Origin of the sequence: Termitidicoccus mucosus (assembly GCF_038725785.1) — a bacterium.
In the GTDB taxonomy this organism is placed as follows: Bacteria; Verrucomicrobiota; Verrucomicrobiia; order Opitutales; family Opitutaceae; genus Termitidicoccus; species Termitidicoccus mucosus.
In genome coordinates this window covers 2,362,933-2,385,783 of the sequence record NZ_CP109796.1, presented here as the reverse complement: position 1 = coordinate 2,385,783, position 22,851 = coordinate 2,362,933, and the positions used below count along the sequence as shown (strand labels likewise).

The 22,851-nt window shown below is 66.2% G+C and carries 16 protein-coding genes and 1 pseudogene; 14 read left to right on the top strand and 3 right to left on the bottom strand.

The annotated features are described in order from the left end of the window. Positions 1 to 65 precede the first annotated feature (65 nt). Together ilvD and OH491_RS08080 are read left to right on the top strand one after the other, a co-directional pair. Positions 66 to 1,895, top strand: coding sequence for a dihydroxy-acid dehydratase (ilvD, locus tag OH491_RS08085; RefSeq protein WP_068772248.1), 1,830 nt, complete (start codon positions 66 to 68; stop codon positions 1,893 to 1,895). Positions 1,896 to 2,046: 151 nt separating this feature from the next. After that, positions 2,047 to 4,803, top strand: a complete 2,757-nt coding sequence (locus OH491_RS08080; RefSeq protein WP_068772249.1) for a hypothetical protein — start codon at positions 2,047 to 2,049, stop codon at positions 4,801 to 4,803. Between the two features lie 3 nt (positions 4,804 to 4,806). Here OH491_RS08080 and OH491_RS28140 read toward each other — a convergent pair whose 3' ends face one another. Both OH491_RS28140 and OH491_RS28135 read right to left on the bottom strand, forming a co-directional pair. Next, positions 4,807 to 5,679 carry a hypothetical protein gene (locus OH491_RS28140; protein ID WP_425429196.1) on the bottom strand — a complete coding sequence of 291 codons (873 nt, stop codon included), beginning with the start codon at positions 5,677 to 5,679 and terminating at the stop codon, positions 4,807 to 4,809. Between the two features lie 111 nt (positions 5,680 to 5,790). Beyond that, positions 5,791 to 6,189 (bottom strand): annotated as a pseudogene (locus OH491_RS28135) (phosphoglucosamine mutase); the annotation flags it as partial. Positions 6,190 to 6,568: 379 nt separating this feature from the next. Between OH491_RS28135 and OH491_RS08070 the strand changes: the two are divergent. The 6 genes from OH491_RS08070 to OH491_RS08045 all read left to right on the top strand — a co-directional run bounded on the left by OH491_RS08070 (position 6,569) and on the right by OH491_RS08045 (position 17,250). Then, positions 6,569 to 7,534 carry an undecaprenyl-diphosphate phosphatase gene (locus OH491_RS08070; protein ID WP_068772384.1) on the top strand — a complete coding sequence of 322 codons (966 nt, stop codon included), beginning with the start codon at positions 6,569 to 6,571 and terminating at the stop codon, positions 7,532 to 7,534. Positions 7,535 to 7,795: 261 nt separating this feature from the next. After that, positions 7,796 to 7,975: a 50S ribosomal protein L32 gene (gene rpmF, locus OH491_RS08065; RefSeq protein ID WP_068772251.1), complete on the top strand. Its 180-nt coding sequence runs from the start codon at positions 7,796 to 7,798 to the stop codon at positions 7,973 to 7,975. A 48-nt stretch (positions 7,976 to 8,023) separates the two neighbouring features. Next, positions 8,024 to 9,082 carry a phosphate acyltransferase PlsX gene (gene plsX / locus OH491_RS08060; protein WP_334319597.1) on the top strand — a complete coding sequence of 353 codons (1,059 nt, stop codon included), beginning with the start codon at positions 8,024 to 8,026 and terminating at the stop codon, positions 9,080 to 9,082. Between the two features lie 36 nt (positions 9,083 to 9,118). Next, positions 9,119 to 10,126, top strand: a complete 1,008-nt coding sequence (locus OH491_RS08055) for a beta-ketoacyl-ACP synthase III (RefSeq protein ID WP_068772252.1) — start codon at positions 9,119 to 9,121, stop codon at positions 10,124 to 10,126. 19 nt (positions 10,127 to 10,145) lie between these two features. Continuing rightward, positions 10,146 to 11,186 (top strand): outer membrane protein assembly factor BamD, encoded by a 1,041-nt coding sequence (gene bamD, locus OH491_RS08050; protein WP_068772253.1) that lies wholly within the window; start codon positions 10,146 to 10,148, stop codon positions 11,184 to 11,186. Between the two features lie 178 nt (positions 11,187 to 11,364). Then, positions 11,365 to 17,250: an autotransporter outer membrane beta-barrel domain-containing protein gene (locus tag OH491_RS08045; RefSeq protein WP_068772254.1), complete on the top strand. Its 5,886-nt coding sequence runs from the start codon at positions 11,365 to 11,367 to the stop codon at positions 17,248 to 17,250. Between the two features lie 171 nt (positions 17,251 to 17,421). Here the strand turns inward: OH491_RS08045 and OH491_RS08040 are convergent, their stop codons facing one another. Then, positions 17,422 to 18,285 carry a CbiX/SirB N-terminal domain-containing protein gene (locus OH491_RS08040; RefSeq protein ID WP_068772386.1) on the bottom strand — a complete coding sequence of 288 codons (864 nt, stop codon included), beginning with the start codon at positions 18,283 to 18,285 and terminating at the stop codon, positions 17,422 to 17,424. 86 nt (positions 18,286 to 18,371) lie between these two features. Here OH491_RS08040 and OH491_RS08035 point away from each other — a divergent pair, with 86 nt between their 5' ends. From OH491_RS08035 to OH491_RS08010, 6 genes are all read left to right on the top strand, one after another. Continuing rightward, a complete protein-coding gene (locus OH491_RS08035; RefSeq protein ID WP_068772255.1) occupies positions 18,372 to 18,968 on the top strand; it encodes an OmpA family protein in 597 nt (198 codons plus the stop codon). 364 nt (positions 18,969 to 19,332) lie between these two features. Continuing rightward, positions 19,333 to 20,856 carry a uroporphyrinogen-III C-methyltransferase gene (gene cobA, locus OH491_RS08030; protein WP_145929030.1) on the top strand — a complete coding sequence of 508 codons (1,524 nt, stop codon included), beginning with the start codon at positions 19,333 to 19,335 and terminating at the stop codon, positions 20,854 to 20,856. Positions 20,857 to 20,905: 49 nt separating this feature from the next. Beyond that, complete coding sequence (locus tag OH491_RS08025; protein WP_068772257.1) at positions 20,906 to 21,379, top strand: cupin domain-containing protein; 474 nt, start codon at positions 20,906 to 20,908, stop codon at positions 21,377 to 21,379. A 76-nt stretch (positions 21,380 to 21,455) separates the two neighbouring features. After that, complete coding sequence (cutA, locus tag OH491_RS08020; RefSeq protein WP_334319598.1) at positions 21,456 to 21,782, top strand: divalent-cation tolerance protein CutA; 327 nt, start codon at positions 21,456 to 21,458, stop codon at positions 21,780 to 21,782. Between the two features lie 38 nt (positions 21,783 to 21,820). Further along, the gene (locus OH491_RS08015; protein ID WP_084442541.1) at positions 21,821 to 21,976 is read left to right on the top strand and encodes a small basic protein; all 156 of its coding nucleotides are present in this window, start codon (positions 21,821 to 21,823) and stop codon (positions 21,974 to 21,976) included. A gap of 157 nt (positions 21,977 to 22,133) precedes the next feature. Beyond that, the gene (locus tag OH491_RS08010) at positions 22,134 to 22,796 is read left to right on the top strand and encodes a DedA family protein (protein WP_342751077.1); all 663 of its coding nucleotides are present in this window, start codon (positions 22,134 to 22,136) and stop codon (positions 22,794 to 22,796) included. Positions 22,797 to 22,851 lie beyond the last annotated feature (55 nt).

Sequence of the window (22,851 nt, the reverse complement as noted above, 5' to 3'; positions counted from 1 at the left end):
TTTTTTCAATGGCAACCCGCCCCGCTTATGTCTAGCGTGGGCACCTTTATTCAAAAACGACACCCATGAAAAACGAGTTACGCAGTTCAACGAGCACGCAAGGCCGGCGCATGGCGGGGGCGCGGGCGCTCTGGCGTGCCAACGGCATGAAGGACGAGCAGATGGGCAAGCCGCTCATCGCCGTCGTGAACTCGTTTACCCAATTTGTCCCCGGCCACACGCACCTCCATGAAATCGGGCAGATGGTGAAGCGCGAAATCGAGGCGCTCGGCTGCTTCGCCGCGGAGTTCGACACCATCGCCATCGACGACGGCATCGCCATGGGCCACGACGGCATGCTCTACTCGCTGCCCTCGCGCGACCTCATCGCCGACAGCATCGAATACATGGTCAACGCCCACAAGGCCGACGCCATGGTCTGCATCAGCAACTGCGACAAGATCACCCCCGGCATGCTCATGGCCGCGATGCGCCTCAACATCCCCGCGATCTTCGTCTCCGGCGGCCCGATGGAGGCCGGTGAACTCGGCGACCGCCACCTCGACCTCATCAACGTCATGACCGAGGCCGCCGACGCCTCCGTGACCGACGAGCAAATCGGCGCCCTCGAGCGCGTCGCGTGTCCCACCTGCGGCTCCTGCTCGGGCATGTTCACGGCGAACTCGATGAACTGCCTCAACGAGGCCATCGGCCTCGCCCTTCCCGGCAACGGCACCATCGTGGCCACCCACAAAAACCGCGCCCGGCTCTTCCAGGACGCCGCCCGCCTCATCGTCGAAAACGCCTACAAATACTACCGCGACGGCGACGACTCCGTGCTGCCGCGCGCCATCGCGTCGAAGCAGGCGTTTCTGAACTCCATGGCGCTCGACATCGCCATGGGCGGCTCGACCAACACCATCCTGCACCTGCTTGCCATCGCCACCGAGGCGGCGGTCGATTTCACGATGGACGACATCGACGCCCTTTCGCGCCGCGTCCCCTGCCTGTGCAAGGTCGCCCCCAATTCCGAGAAATACCATATCCAAGACGTGAATCGGGCCGGCGGCATCCTCGGCATCCTCGGTGAACTCGCGAAAGCCGGACTCGTGGACACCTCGCTCAAACGCGCCGACGGGCTCACGCTCGCCGAGGCCATCAAGGCCCACGATATCACCGCCGCCGCGCCCTCCGCCGAGGCGGTTCGCATCTATTCCTCCGCGCCCGCGCACCGCTTCAACCTTGTCATGGGTTCGCAGGACAGCGCCTACAAGGCGCTCGACGCCGACCGTGCCGCCGGCTGCATCCGCGACGTCGCGCACGCCTACACCAAGGACGGCGGCCTCGCCATCCTCAAGGGCAACATCGCCCAAAAAGGCTGCGTGGTGAAAACCGCGGGCGTGGACGCGAGCATCCACAAATTCAGCGGCACGGCCAAAGTCTTCCATTCGCAGGACGCCGCCGTGCAAGGCATCCTGCTCGACCAGGTGCGGGCGGGCGACGTGGTCGTCATCACCTACGAAGGCCCGAAAGGCGGGCCGGGCATGCAGGAGATGCTGTATCCGACCTCCTACATCAAATCGAAGCACCTCGGCAAACAGTGCGCCCTCATCACCGACGGCCGTTTTTCCGGCGGCACCTCGGGGCTTTCCATCGGGCACATCTCGCCCGAGGCCGCAGCCGGCGGGGATGTCGCGCTCATCCGCGACGGCGACATCATCGACATCGACATCCCGAACCGCGCCATCAACGTCCGCCTGTCCGCCGCCGAGCTCGACGCGCGCCGGGCAGCGGAGAAGGCGAAGGGAAAACTCGCCTACAAACCCATCCGCGACCGCATCGTGTCGAAGGCCCTGCGCGCCTACGCCAGCATGGTCAGCAGCGCCGACCTCGGCGGCGTGCGGGTGGTGGAATGAAGGGATGGGATCCCGCCTGTGCAGGTGCGGCTTTCGTAGTTCACGGCTTTATTGCCAATACAGGCAGAGAAATGTTTGATATCGTCCTTTTGCCGAGCGCAGGGCTCGCGTTTTGGCGGCGGAGTGTCCACATTGGTGGCCGCCTCAACCGATGAAGAAAGCAGAAAACACAACCAACACCCCGGCCGAGCCGTCGCAGATCCCTTTGCCTTTGTCAGCTCCGCCTCCGTCTTCCCTGCAGCCTTCAGTCACGCCGTCTTTTCCGGCCCGACCTGCCGCGCGCGCCGCAGCCGTCTGGCGCCGCATCCGCAATCCGCGCGCGCTGGCCGCGCTGGGCGCGGCGCTGGCGGTGATCTTGGTCGTTGTGATGTCGCGCGGCCCGGGAAAGGCGCCGGACGCGGAAGTGTGGCGGGCTGCCGCGGCGGAATTTGCTTCGGAGCACGGTCTCGCGCTGGTGTCGTTCTCAGAAAGCCCGGTCAGGCCTGCGGGCGCGACCCGGCCCGGCGAGGCGGAAAACCGCGGACGCGCGGTGACGAAATTGCCGGGCGCGCTTTACGAGCCGGTGGAGGCGCGCGCGTATCTGGCGGACGAATTGAAACTCGATGTGAGCGTGCCGGAAAAAATCGAGCGGTTGCTGGCCGGACCGGGCGCGACGCGCATCCAGCAGCTCGCGGGCGTCGATCCCAAGGACAACGGTTCGCTCGGCTCGTTGTCCCTGGTGCGCGAAACCGCGCCTGCCGGGGCAAGGATCGAGTTTGATGTGACGATGAGCGCGACGCTGACCAACGCCGGCTGGAGGGCGCACGTGACCGGGAGCGCGCCGGTCACGGCGGCCCCGGGCGGGCGTCCCCTCGGCGAATTCGACGGGCGCGTGCTGGACGTGTCGCGCGAATCGGACGTGGAGCAAATCCGCCGCATCGTGTCGCGCGGCGGCGAGACGCTTGCGCGGCTGGAAAAAGCGCGCGCGCAGTTTTACGCGGAGTTGGAGGCGGGCGGGGACAGGGCGCTCGAAAAGGTCGCCGGGCAATTCCGCGCCGGGGCGTTTTTCCTAGGCACGCTGGCCCATGACCCCTCCGGGGAAAATTCCAAATCCCCAAATCACAAATCCCAAACAATCACCGGCGCGGAAGCGTCTCAATGGAATGCGGGCGCGGCGGGTATGTCGCCCCGCCCGGAACCTGCCGGCGACATCGCGGACAAGAATGTCCGCGCTCCTGAAAACGGCGGGGCGGAGGACGAGCTGGGCGTAAGCGTCGAGGTGACAGGCGTGAACGCGGCGGAGCGGACGCTGACCGCGCTGCTGCGCACCGAGAATGGATGGAGCGATTCCCGCGCGATGACGGGACGTTTCTCAAGCGACCCGGCGACGGGCCTGCCGCTGCTCACGCTGGAATCGGACGCGGCGCAGGCGGCGCGCGGCGCGGGGCCGCTGGTCGGCGACGAGGCGGCGCTGCGGCTGGAGTTCGCGGCCCAGGCGGACGCGCTCACTTCGCGCATCGCAGGATGGCAGGGTAATCTCCGCCTGCTCGCGGACGCGGCGCGCGTGTCGGCCATCGCGAGGCTGCGGGCCGCGGAGGGCCGGCTGCGGGCGGAGTTCGCGTCGGGCCGGGTTTTCCTCGCCAGCGCGCGTCCGACCGCGGACGGCGGCGCGCACGAGGAATTTTTATTGCGTATCAAAAAACTCGATACAAACGGCGCGCTGGAGGCCGTGCTCGAGAGCGCGACCAATCACTGGACGCGGACGGTGCGCGGCGGGCTGGTCGCGAACCGCCACCGCGCGGCGGGGCGTCCGCTGCGGCTGGAGAGCGGCGCGGCGGAGCGCGTGCCGGGGGCGGCGCGCATGGGCCTGCTGGGCGCGGACGGCTTCAGCCTGGCTTTCGGGGAGGAGGGAGGCGCGTTCAGCGCGCGGACGGCGGACGGCGGGACGGTCACCCTCGCGCCGGCCTCGCCGCGCGACGTGGCGGCGGTGGCGCGGCGCCGCGCGGAGCTGCGGGAACTGGCGTTCTTGGTGGTGCGCGAGGGCGCGGCGTATGACGGGACGCTCGCGCGCGACGGCGGGGCGGGGGAGCGCGTGCGGTTGCGTTTCGACCGGGTGGACACGCTCACGGGGGAGGTGTCCGCGGTGCTGGACTCGCTTGCCTGGCCGGGCGCGCGGCGCGCGTTGCGCGGCGCGGTGGAGCCGGGCGCGGGCGCGCTCGTGCTGGAAACCGGCGATGACGGCGCGGCGAAGGGCGGCGCGAATGCGCGGGAATCGTGGTTCGGCGGCGGCGGGGCGTTTGTGTTTGACCTGGATTTGTCGTTGCGGGAGATCGCGGGCCGCTCGCGCGGGCAATGGTGGTCGCTGGCGTTTCCGGTGTCGGGCGGAAGGGCGACGGTGCTGCCGTCCGACCGGTGGCCGGCGGACGCCGGTGCCCATGTGTGGGCGGACGGGCAATGGCGCGCGCTTCCGGCCAACAACGGGCGAGTGAAACGCTCCCTGCTGCAAAAGACCGGGCGCGCGGCGGACACGGTGCTTTCGTGGGTGTGGCTGGGCTCGAAGGATGAGGAAGGCTCGGCGGCAGGCACGCTGGTGTTTGACGGCGACACTCCGGCGCCGGCCGTGCCGGGCGCGGGGGTGACGCTGCTATTTCGCGGCGCGCTGGCGCGCCCGGCGAACGTGGGCGAGGAGTGGCCGCTGCTGGAGGTGGCGCCGCTGGAAATGAAAAAAGCCGGCGCGGATCGCAAGGTGGCGATGGTGACCGTGACCAAGGATTTCGCGAGCGCGGGAGACCGGCGCGAGACGACCGTGATGGAGGAGCTGGAGCCCGGCGTGACGCTGCTGCGCGTGGGGCGGTCGCTGCCGCCCGGCCGGTATGCGTTTTACGCCGCGGGCGCGGGCGGCGCGGCGTATGAGTTTGAGGTGCGGTAAAGGCTACACCACTTCCAGCGCTTGCCGTGCCGCGGTGTCTAGGCGGGCGAGGCCGGATTTCACGGCCGCGGCCGTCGGCCCCTCGACCAGCAGGCGCAGTTTCGTCTCGGTGCCGGAATAGCGCACGAGCACGCGGCCTTCCGCGCCGAGTTCGCGCTCCAGCGCGGCGATTTCGCCGGAAAGGGGCGGCAGCGCGTCGAGCGGGAGTTTTTCGCGCACGCGCAGGCTTGACGTCGCCTGCGGGAATTTTTTCAACCCTTTCCGCAATTCCGACAGGGGGCGCCCGGTCTCAAGCATCACTTCGAGCACCTTCAACGCCGCCACGAGCCCGTCGCCCGTGCGCGAGATGTCCGAGAAAATGACGTGTCCCGACGACTCGCCGCCGAGCGTCGCGCCGGTGGCCAGCATTTTTTCGATCACGTAACGGTCGCCCACCGCGCTGCGCTCCACGCGCCCGCCCGCCGCGCGCACGGCGGCGTCCACGCCGAGGTTGCTCTGGACGGTGACGACCAGCGTGTCCGCCGCGAGGCTGCGGCGGTTCAGCGCGTGCAGCGCGAGCAGGGTGAGGATCTCGTCGCCGTCGAGCACCGCGCCGTGTTCGTCGCAGAGGATGCAGCGGTCACCGTCGCCGTCGTGCGCGATGCCGATTTGCGCGCCGGTTTCGCGCACGCGCGCGGCGAGTTTTCCGGGGTGCTCGCTGCCGACGCCCGCGTTGATGTTTTTCCCGTCGGGCTCCGCGCCGAGCGCGTCGACGGTCGCGCCGAACCCGCGCAGGACCATCGGGCTGGTGGCGCAGGTGGAGCCGTTGGCGGTGTCGAGCGCCACGCGCCAGCCGGCCAGCGCGCCCGGCGGCAAAAGGGAGCGCGTTGTTTCCAGATAGGCGGCGAGGCCGTCGATCCTGGGCAGCGGGCCGGCGTGGGTCGCGGCGGCGGAGTCGATCCCCGCGGCCAGTTCGCGCCCGCGCGCCTCGCCGGGCAGCAGGCTTTCGATTTCCGCCTCGCCCGCGTCGTTGAACTTGAGTCCCTGATGGTCGAAAAACTTGATGCCGTTGTCGCCCGCCGGATTATGCGAGGCGGTGATCATCACGCCCAGGATCGCGCGCTCGCGCAACACCGCCGCCGCGACCGCCGGCGTCGGCACGATGCCGAGCGCGGCGGGCGACAGGCCGCCCGCGGCGAGCCCCGCCGCGACCGCCTGCTCCAGGCGCCAGCCCGAGCCGCGGGTGTCGCGGCCGATCAACACGCGGGCCGGATTGCCGGGGCGCCCGGCCCGCGCCATGGCAAAATGCGCAGCGGCCTCGCCCAGTCGCGCGGCAAATTGCTCGTTGATCACCGGCCCGCCATAAGGGCCGCGCACGCCATCGGTGCCGAAATAGGTTCGTTTCATCAGGAGGTTGTTAATCGAAGCGACTCAAGCCGGGTGCCATTCTCTTTCCTCTTTATTCTTTCTCTTTCGTCAGGGGGCGAGCAGGGGAGAAAGAGGAAAGAGAAAGAATAAAGAGGAAAGAGCGGGAATGGGAAAATGCCGGATTGAATTGCATCCAGTTGTTAATCGAAGCGAAAAAAAACCTCGCGGGGAAAGCATATTCTCGACAGGACCGCGCGCATCGGCGCGACTGGTGCGGATGACAGGAGCGTTTCATTCCACAAGACCGGGCGCGGTTTGCCGTTCGCGGCGCTCGCTCATCGTTTTAATTTTTTCGTCGTTGCTGGCGCAGGCGTTTTTTCCTCCGGCCAGTCTCCGCGCCGACGAAACTGTCTCGCCGGTGCTTTCCGCAGCGGGCGACCCGCAGGTCCCGCCCGCCGCCGAACTCAGCGCGGGCGATGCGATCATCCTGGGCGTGGTCGAGGGCATCACGGAATTTCTGCCGGTTTCCTCCACCGGGCACCTCATCATCGCCTCGCACGCGCTCGGTCTCGAATCGGACGCGCCGCTGCTCGCCGCCGACGGGCGGCCGCTCTGGGCCAGCGAACCCTCCGCCAAAAATCCCGCCGGCGAGCCGCTCACGCTCAAGCTCGCGGCCGACGCCTACACGGTCATCATCCAGGCCGGCGCCATCGCCGCGGTGATGCTGCTTTATTGGAGGCAGCTCCTGTCCATGCTCGCCGGGCTGCTCGGGCGCGACGCCGCCGGGCTGCGCCTGCTGCGCAACATCATCCTCGCGGTGTTTCCCGCCGCCTCGCTCGGGCTGGCCATGCACAAGCTCAAGCTCGACGAGCGCCTTTTTTCCATCGAGGCCGTGGTCATCGCGCTCGTCCTCGGCGCGCTGCTCATGCTTGCCGCCGAACGCTGGCGGCGCGGCCGCCTGCCCGAGGCGCACGCGACCGCGTCGGCCGCGCGTCGCGACTTGTCGGAACTCACCGTGCGGCAGTCGCTCGGCATCGGCCTCATGCAATGCCTCGCGCTCTGGCCCGGCACCAGCCGCTCGATGGTGACGATGGTGGGGGGATATTTTTGCGGACTCAGCCCGGCGCGGGCGGCGGAGTTCAGTTTTTTGGTGGGATTGCCCACCCTGGGCGGGGCGGCATTGCTGAAAGGAGTCTCCACCGGCCCGGCGATGATCGCCGTGTTTGGCTGGCCGCATGTCATTCTCGGCATCGTCGCGGCGGGGGTGTCGGCTGCGCTCGCGGTGAGGTTTCTCGTCAGCTACCTCGGGCGGCACGGCTTGGGCGTGTTTGCGATTTACCGCGTGATCCTCGCCCTGGTGCTGGTCGGATGGTTTCTGGTGTGAGGGAGGTGGGGCGCATCTTCATGGAGGGCAGCAGGTAAAATGGCATCTGCGAATGACGCGAAATGAAGGGCGGACGCACGGCGGCCTGCGCCACGCGCTGCAGCCTCGCGCTGACTGCGTCTTGGGGCGCACCCTTTCTGGCACTCGACCAAGCAACGCGCTTGACGCAAAACACCGCGGGGCTTTAACGTCCACCCTTCACACATGTAACAAGAGCCGGCAGGGATTTCCCCTGTCGTTTCTTTTCTAACCACTTCCATCATGGCTAATCCAAAACGCAAACAATCCAAACGCCGCAGCGCCAACCGCCGCGCCGCCAACGCTTTCAAGGCTCCGCAATACTCGATCGATCCGACCGACGGCAGCGCCTTCCGCCCGCACCGCGTGAACCAGAAGAACGGCATGTATCGCGGACGCCAGGTGCTCAACGTCGAGGTCTGATCCCCGCCCCGCCGCACTGCTCCCACTCAACTCCCTCCTTTTCCCCCTGTGTCGGGCTCGATCGACGGCGTCCACGGTTGCATCGCGGTTGATGCCATGGGAAGCGACCTCGGACCTTCCGAAGTCGTTGCCGCGGCGAAACTCGCGCTGGACGAATTTCCGGACCTCAGCCCGCTGACGCTTGTCGGCGACGAGGCGTTGCTCCGGCAACTCGCGCAGGAGGCGGGCCTCGCCGGCCATCCGAAGCTGGCGTTTTTTCACGCCTCCGAAGTCGTCACCATGGGCGACAAGCCGTTGCTTGCGTTGAAACGGAAAAAGGACTCCTCGATGGCCCGCGCCATCGAGCTGGTTAAAAACGGCGAGGCAGGCGCCGCCATCAGTTGCGGCAACACCGGCTGCCTCGTCGGCGCGGGCATCCTCAAGCTCCGCACGCTCGACGGCATGGACCGCGCCGCCCTCGCCGCCGTCATCCCGCGCGCCAACGGCCACTTCGTCATCCTCGACGCCGGCGCCAATCCCGAGGCCCGCCCCGACCATCTCGTCCACAACGCGATCGTCGGCTCGCATTATTACCGGCTCGTATTCGGCGTCGAACGCCCGCGCATCGGCCTCCTCACCATCGGCACCGAGGAAGGCAAGGGCAACACCCTCGTCACCGAGACCCACGAGATGCTCAAGCGCCTCGGCGACCTCATCCACTACCTCGGCCCCGTCGAAGGCTTCCAGCTTTTCGCCGACGAGGTGGACGTGGTGGTTTGCGACGGCTTTGTCGGCAACATCTGCCTGAAGTCGTGGGAGTCGCTCGCCAAGTTCTTCGTCACCGAACTCAAGGCCGGCCTCCTCGCCAACCCCATCCGCAAAACCGGCGCGCTCCTCGTCCGCGGCGCGTTTACCGAACTCCGCGACCGCGTGAAACCCGAACGCTACGGCGGCGCGCCGCTGCTCGGGCTTCGCGGCAATCTCATCAAGGCCCACGGCTCTGCCAACCGCCAGGCCCTCAAGAACGCGATCTACGATGCCAGCGAGATGATCAAGACCAACCTCACCCGGCACATCGAGGCCGATATCGCCCGCGCCAACGATCTCATCGGACTCGTCGCCCGGTAACATTTCCCGCCTCCATTTTTTCTTGCCTGCGCGCTCATGCCCACCACGCACATTTCCATCCTCGGCACCGGCTCTGCAACTCCGGCCCGGGCGTTGACCAACATAGAACTCGCGCAAACGCACAACCTCGACACGACTGACGAGTGGATCGTCACCCGCACCGGCATCCGCGAGCGCCGCATCGCCGCCCCCGGTGAAAACACCTCCGACCTCGCAGCCCGCGCCGCCACCGCCGCGCTCGCGGACGCGAAGCTCACCATCGCCGACATCGACCTCATCATCGTCGCGACCATAAGTCCCGACATGATCATGCCTTCGTGCGCCAGCCTCGTGCAGGCCCGGCTCGGCGCGCCCCGGCACATCCCCGCCTTCGACCTCAACGCCGCCTGCTCCGGCTTCATCTACGCGCTCGACGCCGGCTGGGCCATGCTCGGCTCCGGCCGCTACCGCCGCGCCCTCGTCATCGGCGCGGAAAAACTCTCCTCGTTCCTCGACTGGCAGGACCGCTCCACCTGCATCCTCTTCGGCGACGCCGCCGGCGCGGCCGTGCTCGGGCCGGCCTCCGAGTCGGCCAGCCCCCACGCCCGCATCCTCGGCACCCGCATCCATTGCGAAGGCGGCATGGACGCGTATCTCAACATCGCCGCCGGCGGCAGCGCCAGGCCCCTCACGCCGGATAACATCCATGCCCGGGAGCACTTTGTGCGCATGAAAGGCCGCGAAGTCTTCAAGATGGCCGTGCGCGGCATGGAAAGAACCTGTGTCGAAATTCTGGAACAACACGGCCTCACCGTGTCTCAAATTGGCTGCGTGATTCCCCATCAAGCCAACCAGCGCATCGTGGACGCCATCGCCAAAAGCCTCGGCCTTCCCCCCGGACGTCTCTTCACCAACCTTCAACGTTACGGCAACACCTCCGCCGCCTCCATTCCGCTCGCCCTCGACGAGGCCCGCCGCTCCGGCGCCATCGCCCCCGGCGGCATTTCGCTCATGGTGGCCTTCGGGGCGGGCTTGACCTACGGAGCCGCGCTGGTTCGCTGGTAACCTTTAAACCCGTCCGCCCATGCCACCTGTTTTCTTCATCCGGCCCGCCATCCGGCTCCTTTTACTCGCCTTCGCCTTGGCCATTTCCGGACGCCTCGCCGCCGAACTCATCTGGACCCCCGAAAACGGCTGGAAGATCGAAGGCGGCGTCCTCTCCGGCCTCGTGGGCAACGAAGGCCGCAATGCCCTCGGCCTCATGAACGAGGCGCGGGAGGACGAGGAAAAAGGCAGGGTCCGGCCCGCGATCAAGGACTACGAGCGCGTCGGAAAACGCTACAGCAACTCCATCTACGCCCCCGAGGCCCTTTACCGCGCCGCCAAGCTCCAGCGCGAAATCAGGAAATACAACAAGTCCTTCAACAACTTTCAGACCGTCGTCAGCCGCTACCCCAACACCACGCGCTTCGACGAAATCATCGGCGAGCAATACAACCTCGGCGCCGCCCTCCTCAATGGCGCGCGCGGCCGGTTCCTCTGGGTTTTCCCCGGGTTCACCAACCGCGAGAAGGGTATCCAGTTCCTGGAGACGGTCATCTTCAACGCCCCCTACAGCGACTACGCGCCCCTCGCATTGCTCGACATCGCGCACGCCCACCAATATCTCGGCGAGACGGCCGAGACGCTCTATGCGCTCGACCGCCTCGTGAACAACTACGGCAACTCCGTCCTCTCCCCCGACGCCTACCTCAAGCTCGGCGAAACCTACGCCTCGCTCGTGGACAGCCCCTACCACGACCAGGGTTCCACCAAGGAAGCCGTCACCTATTTCGAGGACTTCATGATCCTCTACCCCGGCGACAACCACGTGTCCGCCGCCGAAAAAGGCCTCGCCGAGATGAAGACCATCCTCGCCGAAAGCAAAATCAAGATCGCCGACTTCTACTTCAAGCGCCGCGACAACTACCAGGCCGCCCGCGTCTTCTACAACGAGGCCATCACCATCTACCCCGACTCCCCCGTGGCCACCACCGCGCGCACGCGCCTGGGCGAGGTCGAGGCCGCCGCCAAGGCCGCCGCCGATCTCCCGCAACAGAAAAAACGCCGCCCGTGGGTCTTCTGAGCCGCCGGACCGCGCAACCCGTGTCCCGCCTTTTCCTGTGCCGCGCATCCGCACCACGTCTCCCGAAAACACCTTGGGACAATCGCACGGGAAAGCGCTCCGCACCCCGCCCAATCATTTCGCCGCCTGCTCCGCCGCAGCACATTCGACCGAACCAAACCCGCGCCCGCCACTTTCAATGAAATCCGCCATTCGTCCGCCCGCCGCCCTGACACTCCGTCCGCTCCTTCGCGGCCTCCCTCTGTTCGCCCTCGGCCTCCTGCTGCCTCTCGCGGCCTCCGCCGCCACCTACACGGTCACCGATGGCGGCGATGACCAGCCCACCGGCACCACCCAGCTCCGCGCCATCCTCGCGAACTCGGCCACGAATCCCGGCGACGAAATCCACTTCGCGGGCGTCGTCACCACCAGCACCGACACCACCACCGGCACCACTACCACTACTTACACCGGCACCACCATCTACCTTTCCGGCTCCGCGCTCAGGCTCGACAAACCCGGGCTCACCATCGGCAATGTCACCACCGGCACCGTTTACCTGACCGGCACCACCGTGGTCAGCGACACCACCACCGGCGTGGCCACCGGCACCATCACCGGCACCGTCGCGCAAAACACCACCCTCTTCACCACCATCAGCGGCAGCGGACAGTCGCACATCCTCGACATCACCGGCGACGTCACCAGCGGCACTCTCCGGAACCTCCACCTCGACAGCGGCTCCAACGCCGCCAGCGGCGGCGCCATCGTCAACAACGGCGGCTCCTTCGCCATCGTCGGCAGCAACTACACCTTCTCCGGCAGCGACATGCCTGTCACCATCAGCGACACCACCTTCACCGGCACGCTCACCGGCAGCGCCACCGCCACGGTCAACATCAGCAGCACCATCGCCAACAACACCGCTGACAACAACGGCGGCGCCATCTACAACGGCCCAGGCGGCTCCATCACCTTCGATCTCGTCGCCATCACCTCCAATTCCGCCGGGAACAACGGCGGCGCGATCCTCAACGAAACCGGCGCCACCCTCGACTTCTCCCGTTCCTCCATCACCGGCAACACCGCCCTCACCTCCAGCACCAGCACCGTCGGCACCGGCACCGATGCGCAGGAAATCACCACTCTCACCGGCGAGGGCGGCGGTATCTACAACAAGGGCTATGTCCGCCTCTCCGGCTCCACCCTCGTCTCCTCCAACTACTCCGGCTCCAACGGCGGCGGCATCTACAACGCCGCCTCCGGCACCCTCGTCCAGACCATCACCGGCATCAGCAACAACACCACCGGCACCGCCGGCAGCGGCGGCGGTGTTTACAACGCCGGCCTCTACAACTCCAGCAGCGCCACCCTCCAGGGCAACTCCGCCGGCGACAGCGGCGGCGGCCTCTACAACATTGCCGCCGCTTCGCTGAACTCCGTGTTTTTCTATAACAATGCCGCCGGCCACAACGGCGGCGCCATCTACAACAGCGGCACGCTCGTCATCGACGGCACCAGCAACCTCAACGCCAACATCGCTTCGGGCACCCACGGCCGCGGCGGCGCCATCCATAACCGGGGCGACCTCACCCTCGCCGATGTCCGCATGAGCGGCAACTACGCCGGCGAATTCGGAGGCGCCCTCTATCACGAATCCTCCACGCCCCTCGTGATCACCAATGCGCTTCTCATCGGCAACAGCGCCGGCGTCTCCACCGGCACCACCGGCGCCAGTGCCGCCGGCGGCGCGATCTACAACAACGGCGGCGACATCACCCTCGCCGACGTGGGGTTCCAGAACAACTTCGTCGTCACCTCCTCCAACACCACCGCCCTCGGCGGCGGTGCGATTTACAATGACAACGGCCACGTCGGCATCGTCATCTCCGCCAGCACCACCCAGTCCTACGCCGGCAATTACGTGGCCGAGTCCGGCACCAGGCAAAACAGCCGCGGCGGCTTCCTCTACATGGCCGGGACCAACGCCACCGCCACCTTCGACATCGGCGCCGGCGGCACCCTCATCATCGGCGGCACCACCGTCGAATCAAGCACCACCGCCCTCTCCGGCACCACCGACTCCATCGCCTCCGGCTCCGCCTCCAACGCCCTCATCACCAAGACCGGCGCCGGCACCCTCGTCCTCCACGCCGACAACTCCCATTACACCGGCACCTTCGCCCTCCAGGAAGGCGTGCTCGCCGTTTCCGTCGATGAAAACCTCTTCGGCGGCGGGCTCTCCGGCATCACCTTCACCGGCACCGACGGGACCGCCTTCATCGACTTCCTCGCCACCGGCACCTTCGAGGGCGGCGGCACCACCGCGCTCCAGCGCCTCGTCAACAGCGCCGCCACCACCGCCGGCTACATCATCTCCGGCACCACGGCAAAAACTGTCACGATCGCCAACAACACCACCACGGGTACTGGCGGCGTGCTCCATAACTCCGGCACCTTCGCCCTCGACTCCGGCGCGGGCTCCTTCGTCTTCGCCTCCAACACCGCCGCGAACGGCGGCGCCATCGCCAACTTGGGCGTGTTCGACAGCGGCACCAGCCGGCTCTCTTTCACCGGCAACACCGCCACCGGCACAGTGGCGGGCGCGGGCAACGGCGGCGCGATCAACAACACCGGCACGCTCACCCTCTCCAACGCCACCTTTTCCGGCAACACCGGCACACACGGCGGCGCCATCTATAACACCGGCGTGCTCAACCTCGCCCCGGTCATGCTCGTCACCATCTCCACCACTGTGAGCACCGACCCGGACGACAGCTCCATCATCACCGGCACCACCACCACCACGACCAGCATCCCCGCCACGCTCTCCTTCTCGGATAACAAGGCCAACCTTGGCGGCGCCATCCATGACGCCACCGGCACGCTCACCCTGGCCAACGCCACCTTCTCCAAGAACAAGGCCCTCGCCACCACCACCACCGTCTCCTCTACCACCACCGGCACCGACGGCCCGGTTGTCACCACCACCACCGTCTCCGTTCCCGGCACCGGCGACGGCGGCGCGATTTACGCCGCTTCCGGCCTCCTTGCCCTCGCCACCATCAGTGGCTCCACCACCATCGAAGTCACCGACACCGCCGGCCTCGTCACCAGCAGCACCACCACCTTTAGTCGCGGCTCCATCGCCTTCACCGAAAACACCGCCGACGGCTACGGCGGCGCCATCTACACCCTCGGCGGCACCATCGCCCTCGACGCCGCCGGCGGCGAAATCTCCTTCTCCGGCAACACCCACAAACAAAGCGGCGCCACCGCCACCCCCAACGCCATCTATTCCGCTTCTGCCGCCGCCCTCCTCGTCTCCGGCACCCATAACGTTTACATCGACGATTCCATCACCTCCGCCGCCGCTACCGGCAACACCCTCGTGAAAAACGGCGCCGGCACCCTCCGCTTCGGCGGCACCAGTGTGTGGGCCGGCTCCGCCGCCATCAACGAAGGTGTCCTCGCCCTCAAGGACGACGCCTCGCTCGACCTCACCGACGCCAGCGACAGCGCGGCCGGCCTCGACCTCGCCACCGGCGCAGTCATCACGACCGCCACCACCGGCACCTCCGTGCTCAAGGCCAACCATTTCAACATTCAGGGCACGCTCCACGCCACCGGTTCCGGCGTCCTCCAGCTCACCGGCAGCACCATGCTGGACGGGGCCACCATCGCGCTTGATCTCCTCTCCACCGGCTCCGATGCCGGCCTTGTTTATATCGACGGCGACATCGGCTATGGAGCGCTCACCGACATCAACATCGCCCAGTGGCAGGGCAGCGGCACGTTCAACATCCTCCAGTCCACCGACACGATCGACGACACCAAGTTCAACAGCCCTCTTCTGGAAGGCGGCGTCATCCCCGGCGTGCGCATGATCGCGAGCACCACCCTCGTCACCACCGCCAGCGACAGCACGCTCCAGCTCATCACCGACTCCGACAGCAGCCGCCTCGTCACCTGGACAGGCGCGTCCGGCTCGTTCTGGAGCCTCACCGGCATCAACTGGGATGACGGCTTTCACCCCGGCAACGTCGAGACCGTCCCCGGCGACCTCGTCCGCTTCACTTCCGGCACTGCTGCCGTCCGCGACATCGAAATCACCTCCGTGCAAATCACCACCAGCGGCATGATTGTGGAGGGCGACGACAATTACAGCTTCAGCGGCTCCGGACGCATCGTCACGGGCACCGGCTACGCCATCGACAGTGAGATCACCCCCACCGGCAAACTCATCAAAAACGGCTCCGGCACCCTCGCTTTCACCAACGCCGGCAACGACTTCGCCGAAGGCATCGAGCTAAACGGCGGCGTCATCTCCATCACCAACGGCGACCAGCTTCACATCAGTGGCACTGCGGAAGACAACCGCATCCACGTCACCGCCACCGCCGTCGGCGCCGCCATCCACGCCCACGCCTCTCTCGACTTCACCACCCCCGTCGTCCTCGATGGCGCCCTCACCCTCGCCGCCACCGGCACCTCCCAATTTATCCTCGGCGGCACCACCACCATCATCACCGGCACCGGCAATCTCACGCTCACCACCTTCAACAGCACAGGCACCGCCGAAGACCTCTCCGACCAGCCCCGCATCCAACTCCAGGCCCCTCTCGCCCACACCGGCGACACCATCATCACCCAGGCCCTCGTCCAAACCAACACCGCCGACGTCCTCTCCCCGTCCAGCCACCTCCGCATCACCACCGGCGGCACCCTCTCCCTCTTTCAAAACCAGACCGTCCCCGCCCTCACCCTCGCCGACACCGCCAGCCTCATCATCAACGCCGCCGGCACCGGGACCGCCGCCCTCGGTGCCCAGCTTACCACCGGCGACCTCTTCACCACCGGCACCTCGACCACCATCAAACTCGGCATCAACCACTACGCCAACACGAACGACACCCTCCGCATCACCGGCACCGCCGTCGGCGACTTCAAAATCGAATGGCTAAACTCCTTCACCATCACCGACACCGGCACCTCCATCTCCCTCGCCCACGACACCTACCGTGTCATCATCGTCGAAGGTGACGCCACCGCCGCCACCTTCACCGCCGATCCCGTCGAATCCGGCGCCTTTGTTTACGACCTCATCCAGGCTGCCAGGGACTATGAACTCGTCCGCTCCGGGCGCCCCAGCAGCGCCGCCGCCGCCATCCTCAACACCGCCTCCATTCTCGGCATGGAGTGGCATTACTCGCTCGACACCCTTCAGGGCCGCATGGGCGACCTCCGCGCCAATGCCGCCGTCACCTTCGACCCCCGCGGCAACCTCTGGGTGCGCGCCAACGCCTATCACCTCGACGCCGATCCCGACCTTTCCGGCACTCCCTTCAAGCAGGACACCTACAGCGTGACCCTCGGCGGCGACAAGGCCTTCCGCCTCGGCGACAGCACCCTCCTCGGCGGCGTCTTCGTGGGCACGGGCCGCACCAGCCGCGACTTCAGCAACGGCGGCGACGGCGATACCGACAACATCGCCGCCGGTTTCTACGCCAGTTGGTTCCACCGCGACGGCTGGTATGCCGACGCCATCCTCAAGGGCGACCACAACAAAAACAAATTCAACTCCCGCTCCAGCTACGGCGTCGCCGACCACGCCGCCTACAACAGCACCGCCATCGGCTTCTCGCTTGAGCTGGGCCGTCACTTCGAAATCGACTTCTCCCCCCGCCTCAAACTCCCCTCCGTCTGGATCGAACCCTCCGCCCAGGTCGCCGTGGCCTGGCTCAGCGGCAAAAATTACGTGACCGACAAAGGCATCCGCGCCGACCTCGAAAGCGCCATCGCCCTGCAAGGCCGCCTGCAAGTCGCCGCCGGCACCGTGTTCGCCACTCGCTGGCGCCCCTACGTCAGGCTCGGCCTTGCCGGCGGCAGCACCTCCGGCGGCACCATGCGCACCGACGGCGTCAGCTTCGATCCCGAGTTTGGCGGCACCCGCGCCGAGGCCGGCCTCGGCCTCTCCTACATCCTCAACGAACGCAGTCAGCTGTATCTGGATTACGAATACAACAAGGCCGACAACTACGAGCGCCCCTGGTCCGCCGGCCTCGGCTTCCGCTACATGTGGTAAGCCTAAAAAGTCGTTCTCACCTGGACTTTTGGAGGGCCGAGCTCCCGCGAGGCCGTCGCGGTTGGACGCACCGTTTTTCGGCGACGGCCTCGCGGGAGCTCGGCCCTCCACCAAAAATCCACATTTTTATTGGCAAATGATGTGAACGAACGAGCAAAGGAACGGGAACGATCAGGAAAAATCCCCGCCCGCCGCCACCGGCTTGTCCCGCCCCTCGGCAAAACGTCGCGCCAGCCTCTCAACCACCTCGGGCGCGGTGCCGACCGGCTCGGTCATCCACGTGTGCAAACCGGGACGCTCGCTTCGCGCCGCCGCGCAGATCGCCGCGATGTCGCCGTCCGGCCCCGCGTGGCGGCCCGGCGAAAGAAATTGCAGCAGCACGACCACGTCGCCCGCGTCAAACGGCGGCGTGCGCAGCCGCGTGGCGAGCAGCGGCTCGTTGAACGCAAACTCCGCCCCCGGCCGCCGCTCCATCGACGCGACGCCGATTTCCGCCGCGTCGCCGGCCAGCAGCCGCCGCAACTGCGCGCCCAGATGATCGCGCACCGCCGTCACGGCGCGCTGCGGGCTGCCATGATCCACCAGCACGATGCGCGGGCGCTCCAGCTTCTCCGCCGCGATCACGCTCCGCGCCTCGGCCGCCAGCGCGCCCGCGACGCCCTCATCGGCTTCGCCCGGCTCGATCAGCCAGCGCGCCAGCCGCCAGCGCGCCAGCGGGAAGGCCTTCCGCGCGGCCTCCATGCGCGCCGGCACATAGCCGGTCAACGCCCCGCTGGGGCCGAAAAACAACGGCAACAGCACGGCCTCGCCCCCGGGATTTTCGCCCCACCACTTCCGCACGGCGATTTCCAGCAGTTCCGCCCGTTCACCGCCGAGCGCCGCGGCGTCCACCGCGCTCGAGTGCAGCAGCGACACGGGACGCACCGGCGCGGGCAAAACCCCGCCCAGCAGCCTGGCCGTGGCCCGGAGATTCAGGGTGGAGGATGGACGCAAGGAGCCGTTGTCGAAGAGAAAACAGATTTGTGAATCCGGCATGGCCATCGGATGTTTCGAGGATAAATTACTTGCCGACGCAACCGCATTGCTCAATAAGGTCAACCCGCCACCCTCTTTTTCCCACTATGAAATATCTTTCACCCAAATTCATCATCATCGGCCTTGGCGCTTTTGCCTTGCTTGCCGCCGGTTGCGCGAAGAAACCCGTCCGTCCCGACCCGTCCGCCACGATGGTCGGTTCCGGCGAGGGTGGCGTCCCGGGCAGCGATGGCGGCACGCTCAATGTCGGCAGTTCTTTCGGCGCCGGAGGCGCGGGCGGCTTTGGCACCCTCGACCCGAATGGCGGGCTTGGCGAGCGTTCCGCCGCCGCTGCCGGGGCCGAGCAAAAGGGCCTTTTCGGCGACGTTTATTTTGACTTCGACCAATCCGCCATCAAGGCCAGCGAGCGTTCGAAGCTCCAGGCCGCGAAGGATCATCTCGCGCAGCATCCGACGGCGCGCATTCGTCTGGACGGACATTGCGACTGGCGCGGCACCGCCGAATACAACCTTGCTCTCGGCGACCGCCGCGCGAATTCCGCGAAACGCTACCTGACGAGCATCGGTGTGGCCGCGGACAAGATCGACACGGTTTCCCACGGTTCGTTGAACGCCACCGAGAAGGGCACCGCCGCCGAGATGGCCAAGGACCGCCGCGTCGAGATCGTCGTGCTCGACCAGTAATTTATCGCTTCAACTCACGAGAGTATTTTGAGCCCCGGATTTTCTCCGGGGCTTTTTTGCGGAGCATCGGGTCGGCTGGAGTTGAATCCAGAGGTGACGACGCAGACGGCGGTTCACCTCGTAGCGCAGGCATCCCTGCCTGCCGTCGAAACCGAAGGCGCGAAGCGCCGCTGGCTTTTCCCCAGAAATAAATGAGCGCTTCGCGCGATAAATTATCGACGGCAGGCAGGATGCCTGCGCTACGCGCCGTCCGCGCCTCTTCATGTCATATAATCGTTGCCGTCGGTTTGAGTCGCGCTCGGCGGCGCTTCTCCAAATGAGGCTTGCCGTGCGGCGCCGCCGCGGGCAGCTAGACTCTTCGCTCATGTCCAAAGGCATCGTTTATCTTGTCGGCGCCGGACCCGGGGAACCGGGGCTGGTCACCTTTCGCGCGCGGGAGCTCATCGAGTCCGCCGATGTGCTCGTGTATGATTACCTCGCGCATCCCGAGTTGCTGAAATGGCGGCGCGCGGATTGCGAAGTCCATTATGTCGGGAAAAAATCCGGCTTTCACGCGATGCCGCAGGACCAGATCGAGACGTTGCTCATCGAGAAGGCGGACGAGGGCAAGCGTGTCGTGCGGCTCAAGGGCGGCGACCCGTTTGTGTTTGGCCGCGGCGGCGAGGAGGCCCGGACACTGGCGGAGCAGGGCATCCCGTTTGAGGTCGTGCCCGGCGTCACCGCCGCGCTTGCCGCCGGTGCCTACGCGGGCATCCCGCTTACGCATCGCAACACCAACTCGGCGGTCGTTTTTCTCACCGGCCACGAGGACCCGGGGAAAAAACTCCTCGTGGACTGGCGCGCCTACGGGAAACTCAGGAATACCACGCTCGCCATCTACATGGGCATGGGGCATCTCGCGGAGATTTTGCGCGAGCTTGTCGCGGGCGGACTGGCGCCCGACACGCCCGCGGCCGCCGTGCAGTGGGCCTCGCTCGGACGCCAGCGCAGCGTCACGGGCACCGCCGCCGATCTCGCGGAACGCGTCGCGCAGTCCGGGCTCTCGTCGCCCGCGATCGTGTTTGTCGGCGAAAGCGTGGCGCGCCGTTCCGCCATCGACTGGTTCGAGCACCTCCCGCTTTTTGGCCGGCGCGTCGTCATCACCCGCACCCGCGACCAGAACAGCGAGCTGCGCGACAAGCTCGAGGCGTTCGGCGCCGAGGTCATCGAGCTCCCGCTCATCACCGTTGCGAAGGACGTGGACCGGCACGCGCTCGTGGAAATCCTCGCCGAGCTCGGCGGCTACGACTGGATCGTGTTCACCAGCGCGAACGGCGTGCGGTTTTTCTTCGAGGAATTTTTCAAGGGCTTCGACGATGTGCGCTCGCTCGGCCTGCTCCGCTTCGCCTGCGTGGGCCGCGCCACCGCGCGTGAAATCGAGCGCCATCACCTCAAGGTCGAATGCATGCCGGCCTCCGCCACGGGCGAATCGCTGGCCGATGCGCTGATCGCGACCGGCAGCCTCGACAGCGCGAAGGTCATCGTCGTGACGGGCAACCTGAACCGCGCCGCGCTGGTGAAAAAGCTCGAGGACGCGCGCGCGATCGTGGACCGCCTGCCGCTCTACAAGACGGAAAAGACCAATCTCGCCGACGATCCCGTGGCGGATGATTTCCGCCGGAAGGGCGCGGATGCGATTTTGTTCGCGAGCTCGTCCGCTGCGCAGTCCTTTGCCGGGCAGGCCGGAGCGTTGAAACTCGCTCCCGACGCCAGGCGCCCGCTTGCGGGCAGCATCGGCGGGCACACCAGCGCGACGATGCGCGAGACCGGCATGCCGGTGGATTTCGAGGCCAAGACCGCCAGCCTCGACGCGCTGGTCGAGGCATTGATCGAGCGGCTGAAAGGGTAGGGCGCGGACCGCGTTTTGACTCGCGCCGAAACCTGTGCAGCTTGGCGCGATGAAAAAAGCGAACCAGAACACAATCGCCTGGGAGGATGATGTTTCGCCGAAAGGCAAATTTGCCGTGACGGTGAAAAACCTGACGCGCGCCACCGGCGGCCCGAAAGACACCGGACCCTGGGGCGGCGGGCATCCCTTCGACGTGGAGCTCGTGCGCGTGCCGCCGGGAAAAACCAACTGGCCGTTGCATGCGCACGCCGCCCAATGGGAGGCGTATATCGTCGTCTCCGGGCGCGGGCACGCGCGCACGGAGTCGGGGAGCGAGCGGATCGAGGCGGGCGATTATGTCGTGCATCCGCCGGGCGAGGCGCATCAGTTCATCAACGACGGCAGTGAGGACTTGGTTTATTACGTCATCGCCGATAACCCGCGCGCCGACGTGATTTATTATCCTGATTCCCAAAAGTATTTCGCAAAACCGCAGCGGAAGATGTTCGTGCGCGAGGTGGATTATTTCGAGGGCGAGGAGTAGGAGGTGCTTGGGCGCCGCGGCGGGCGGGGCTGAATCCGCTTGCCGCCGGCGTCCGCCGCCCCGATTTTTCGCCATCATGAGTTTGCTTGTCGGCTGGACCGCGCTTTCCACCCGCCCCGAGGCGGAGGCGCTTGCGCGCGGGCTGGTCGGGGCGAGGCTGGCCGCGTGTGTGCAGATCGACGGCCCCGTTGTCTCGGTTTACGAGTGGCGGGGGCGGATCGAGCAGGCGGAGGAGTTTCGCCTTTGCGTGAAGTTTGTCCCCGCCCGCGCCGCCGGGATCGAGGCGTGGCTGCGCGATCACCATCCCTATGACACGCCCGAGTGGGTCGTCGTGCGCGCCGAACATGTCGCGGAAAAATACTTGTCATGGGCGCGGACGAACTCTACTTCTGCGCCCCTTTAACTTCTTCCAATCACGTCCAAGCCATTTTTTAAAACATCATGTCCCAGCACAAAAGCCTCCAAGGCCCCCGTGGTCTCGTCATAAAGCGCAATGTCCTGAAACGTTTCGAGCGCATCGAAACGCTCAAGAAACGCGGCCAGTGGAAGGATGGCGACCGCGTGACCGGTCTCCGCAAGACCAAACCCGACGCCTGAGTCTGCGTTCCTTTGAGAGCGTCTTCCGGTGTTTCCCTGGCAGGCAACCCTCGTGTTGCCTGCTTTTTTGTGTTGAATTTACAGGTCCCGGCATTGCGCCGGACCGCACCGCCACTGCATCATCCCGAGTCCGGCCCGGCCACATTGCACTGTCATGATTGATCTCATCAAAAAGCTCATCGACTTCATTCTTCACATCGACCGGCACCTCGCGGAGATCATCACGCAATACGGCTTGTGGACCTACGGCGTGCTTTTCCTGATTATCTTTGCCGAGACGGGGTTTGTCGTGACGCCATTTCTGCCGGGCGACTCGCTGCTTTTTGCCGCCGGCGCGTTTTGCGCCAAGCCCGAGACGGGGCTGAACGTGCATATCATGGCGCTCCTGCTCTGGGCGGCCGCCGTGCTCGGCGACACCGTGAATTACTGGATCGGGGCAAAAATCGGCCCGAAGGTGTTTACGCGCGAGGATTCGTTCTTGTTGCGCAAAAAACACTTGGAGCGCGCCCATGCGTTTTTCGAGAAATACGGCGGACGCGCCATCATCCTCGCCCGGTTTGTGCCCATCGTGCGCACCTTCGTGCCGTTTGTCGCCGGCGTGGGGAAAATGTCCTATGCGCATTTCATCACCTATAATGTTGTGGGAGGCTTTGCGTGGATCTACGCCTTCACCTATGCGGGATACAAGTTCGGCGAACTGCCGTTTGTGCAGCGCAACTTCAAGCTGGTCATTATCGCCATCATCCTGATCTCGGTCATCCCGATCCTAGTCGAGTTTATCCGCGCATGGCGCGAGGCGCGCCGCCGGAAAACCGTTTGATGGTGCATGCGTCAGTGCGCGGCTTTTGATTTGCAAGGAAACGTAAAATATTTTT

Excerpts from the sequence above, each read along its gene's own strand:
- ilvD (WP_068772248.1), top strand. The coding sequence starts at position 66 with ATGAAAAACGAGTTACGCAGTTCAACGAGCACGCAAGGCCGGCGCATG.
- OH491_RS08080 (WP_068772249.1), top strand. The coding sequence starts at position 2,047 with ATGAAGAAAGCAGAAAACACAACCAACACCCCGGCCGAGCCGTCGCAG.
- rpmF (WP_068772251.1), top strand. The coding sequence starts at position 7,796 with ATGGCTAATCCAAAACGCAAACAATCCAAACGCCGCAGCGCCAACCGC.
- OH491_RS08055 (WP_068772252.1), top strand. The coding sequence starts at position 9,119 with ATGCCCACCACGCACATTTCCATCCTCGGCACCGGCTCTGCAACTCCG.
- bamD (WP_068772253.1), top strand. The coding sequence starts at position 10,146 with ATGCCACCTGTTTTCTTCATCCGGCCCGCCATCCGGCTCCTTTTACTC.
- OH491_RS08045 (WP_068772254.1), top strand. The coding sequence starts at position 11,365 with ATGAAATCCGCCATTCGTCCGCCCGCCGCCCTGACACTCCGTCCGCTC.
- OH491_RS08040 (WP_068772386.1), bottom strand. The coding sequence starts at position 18,285 with ATGCCGGATTCACAAATCTGTTTTCTCTTCGACAACGGCTCCTTGCGT.
- OH491_RS08035 (WP_068772255.1), top strand. The coding sequence starts at position 18,372 with ATGAAATATCTTTCACCCAAATTCATCATCATCGGCCTTGGCGCTTTT.
- cobA (WP_145929030.1), top strand. The coding sequence starts at position 19,333 with ATGTCCAAAGGCATCGTTTATCTTGTCGGCGCCGGACCCGGGGAACCG.
- OH491_RS08025 (WP_068772257.1), top strand. The coding sequence starts at position 20,906 with ATGAAAAAAGCGAACCAGAACACAATCGCCTGGGAGGATGATGTTTCG.
- cutA (WP_334319598.1), top strand. The coding sequence starts at position 21,456 with ATGAGTTTGCTTGTCGGCTGGACCGCGCTTTCCACCCGCCCCGAGGCG.
- OH491_RS08015 (WP_084442541.1), top strand. The coding sequence starts at position 21,821 with ATGTCCCAGCACAAAAGCCTCCAAGGCCCCCGTGGTCTCGTCATAAAG.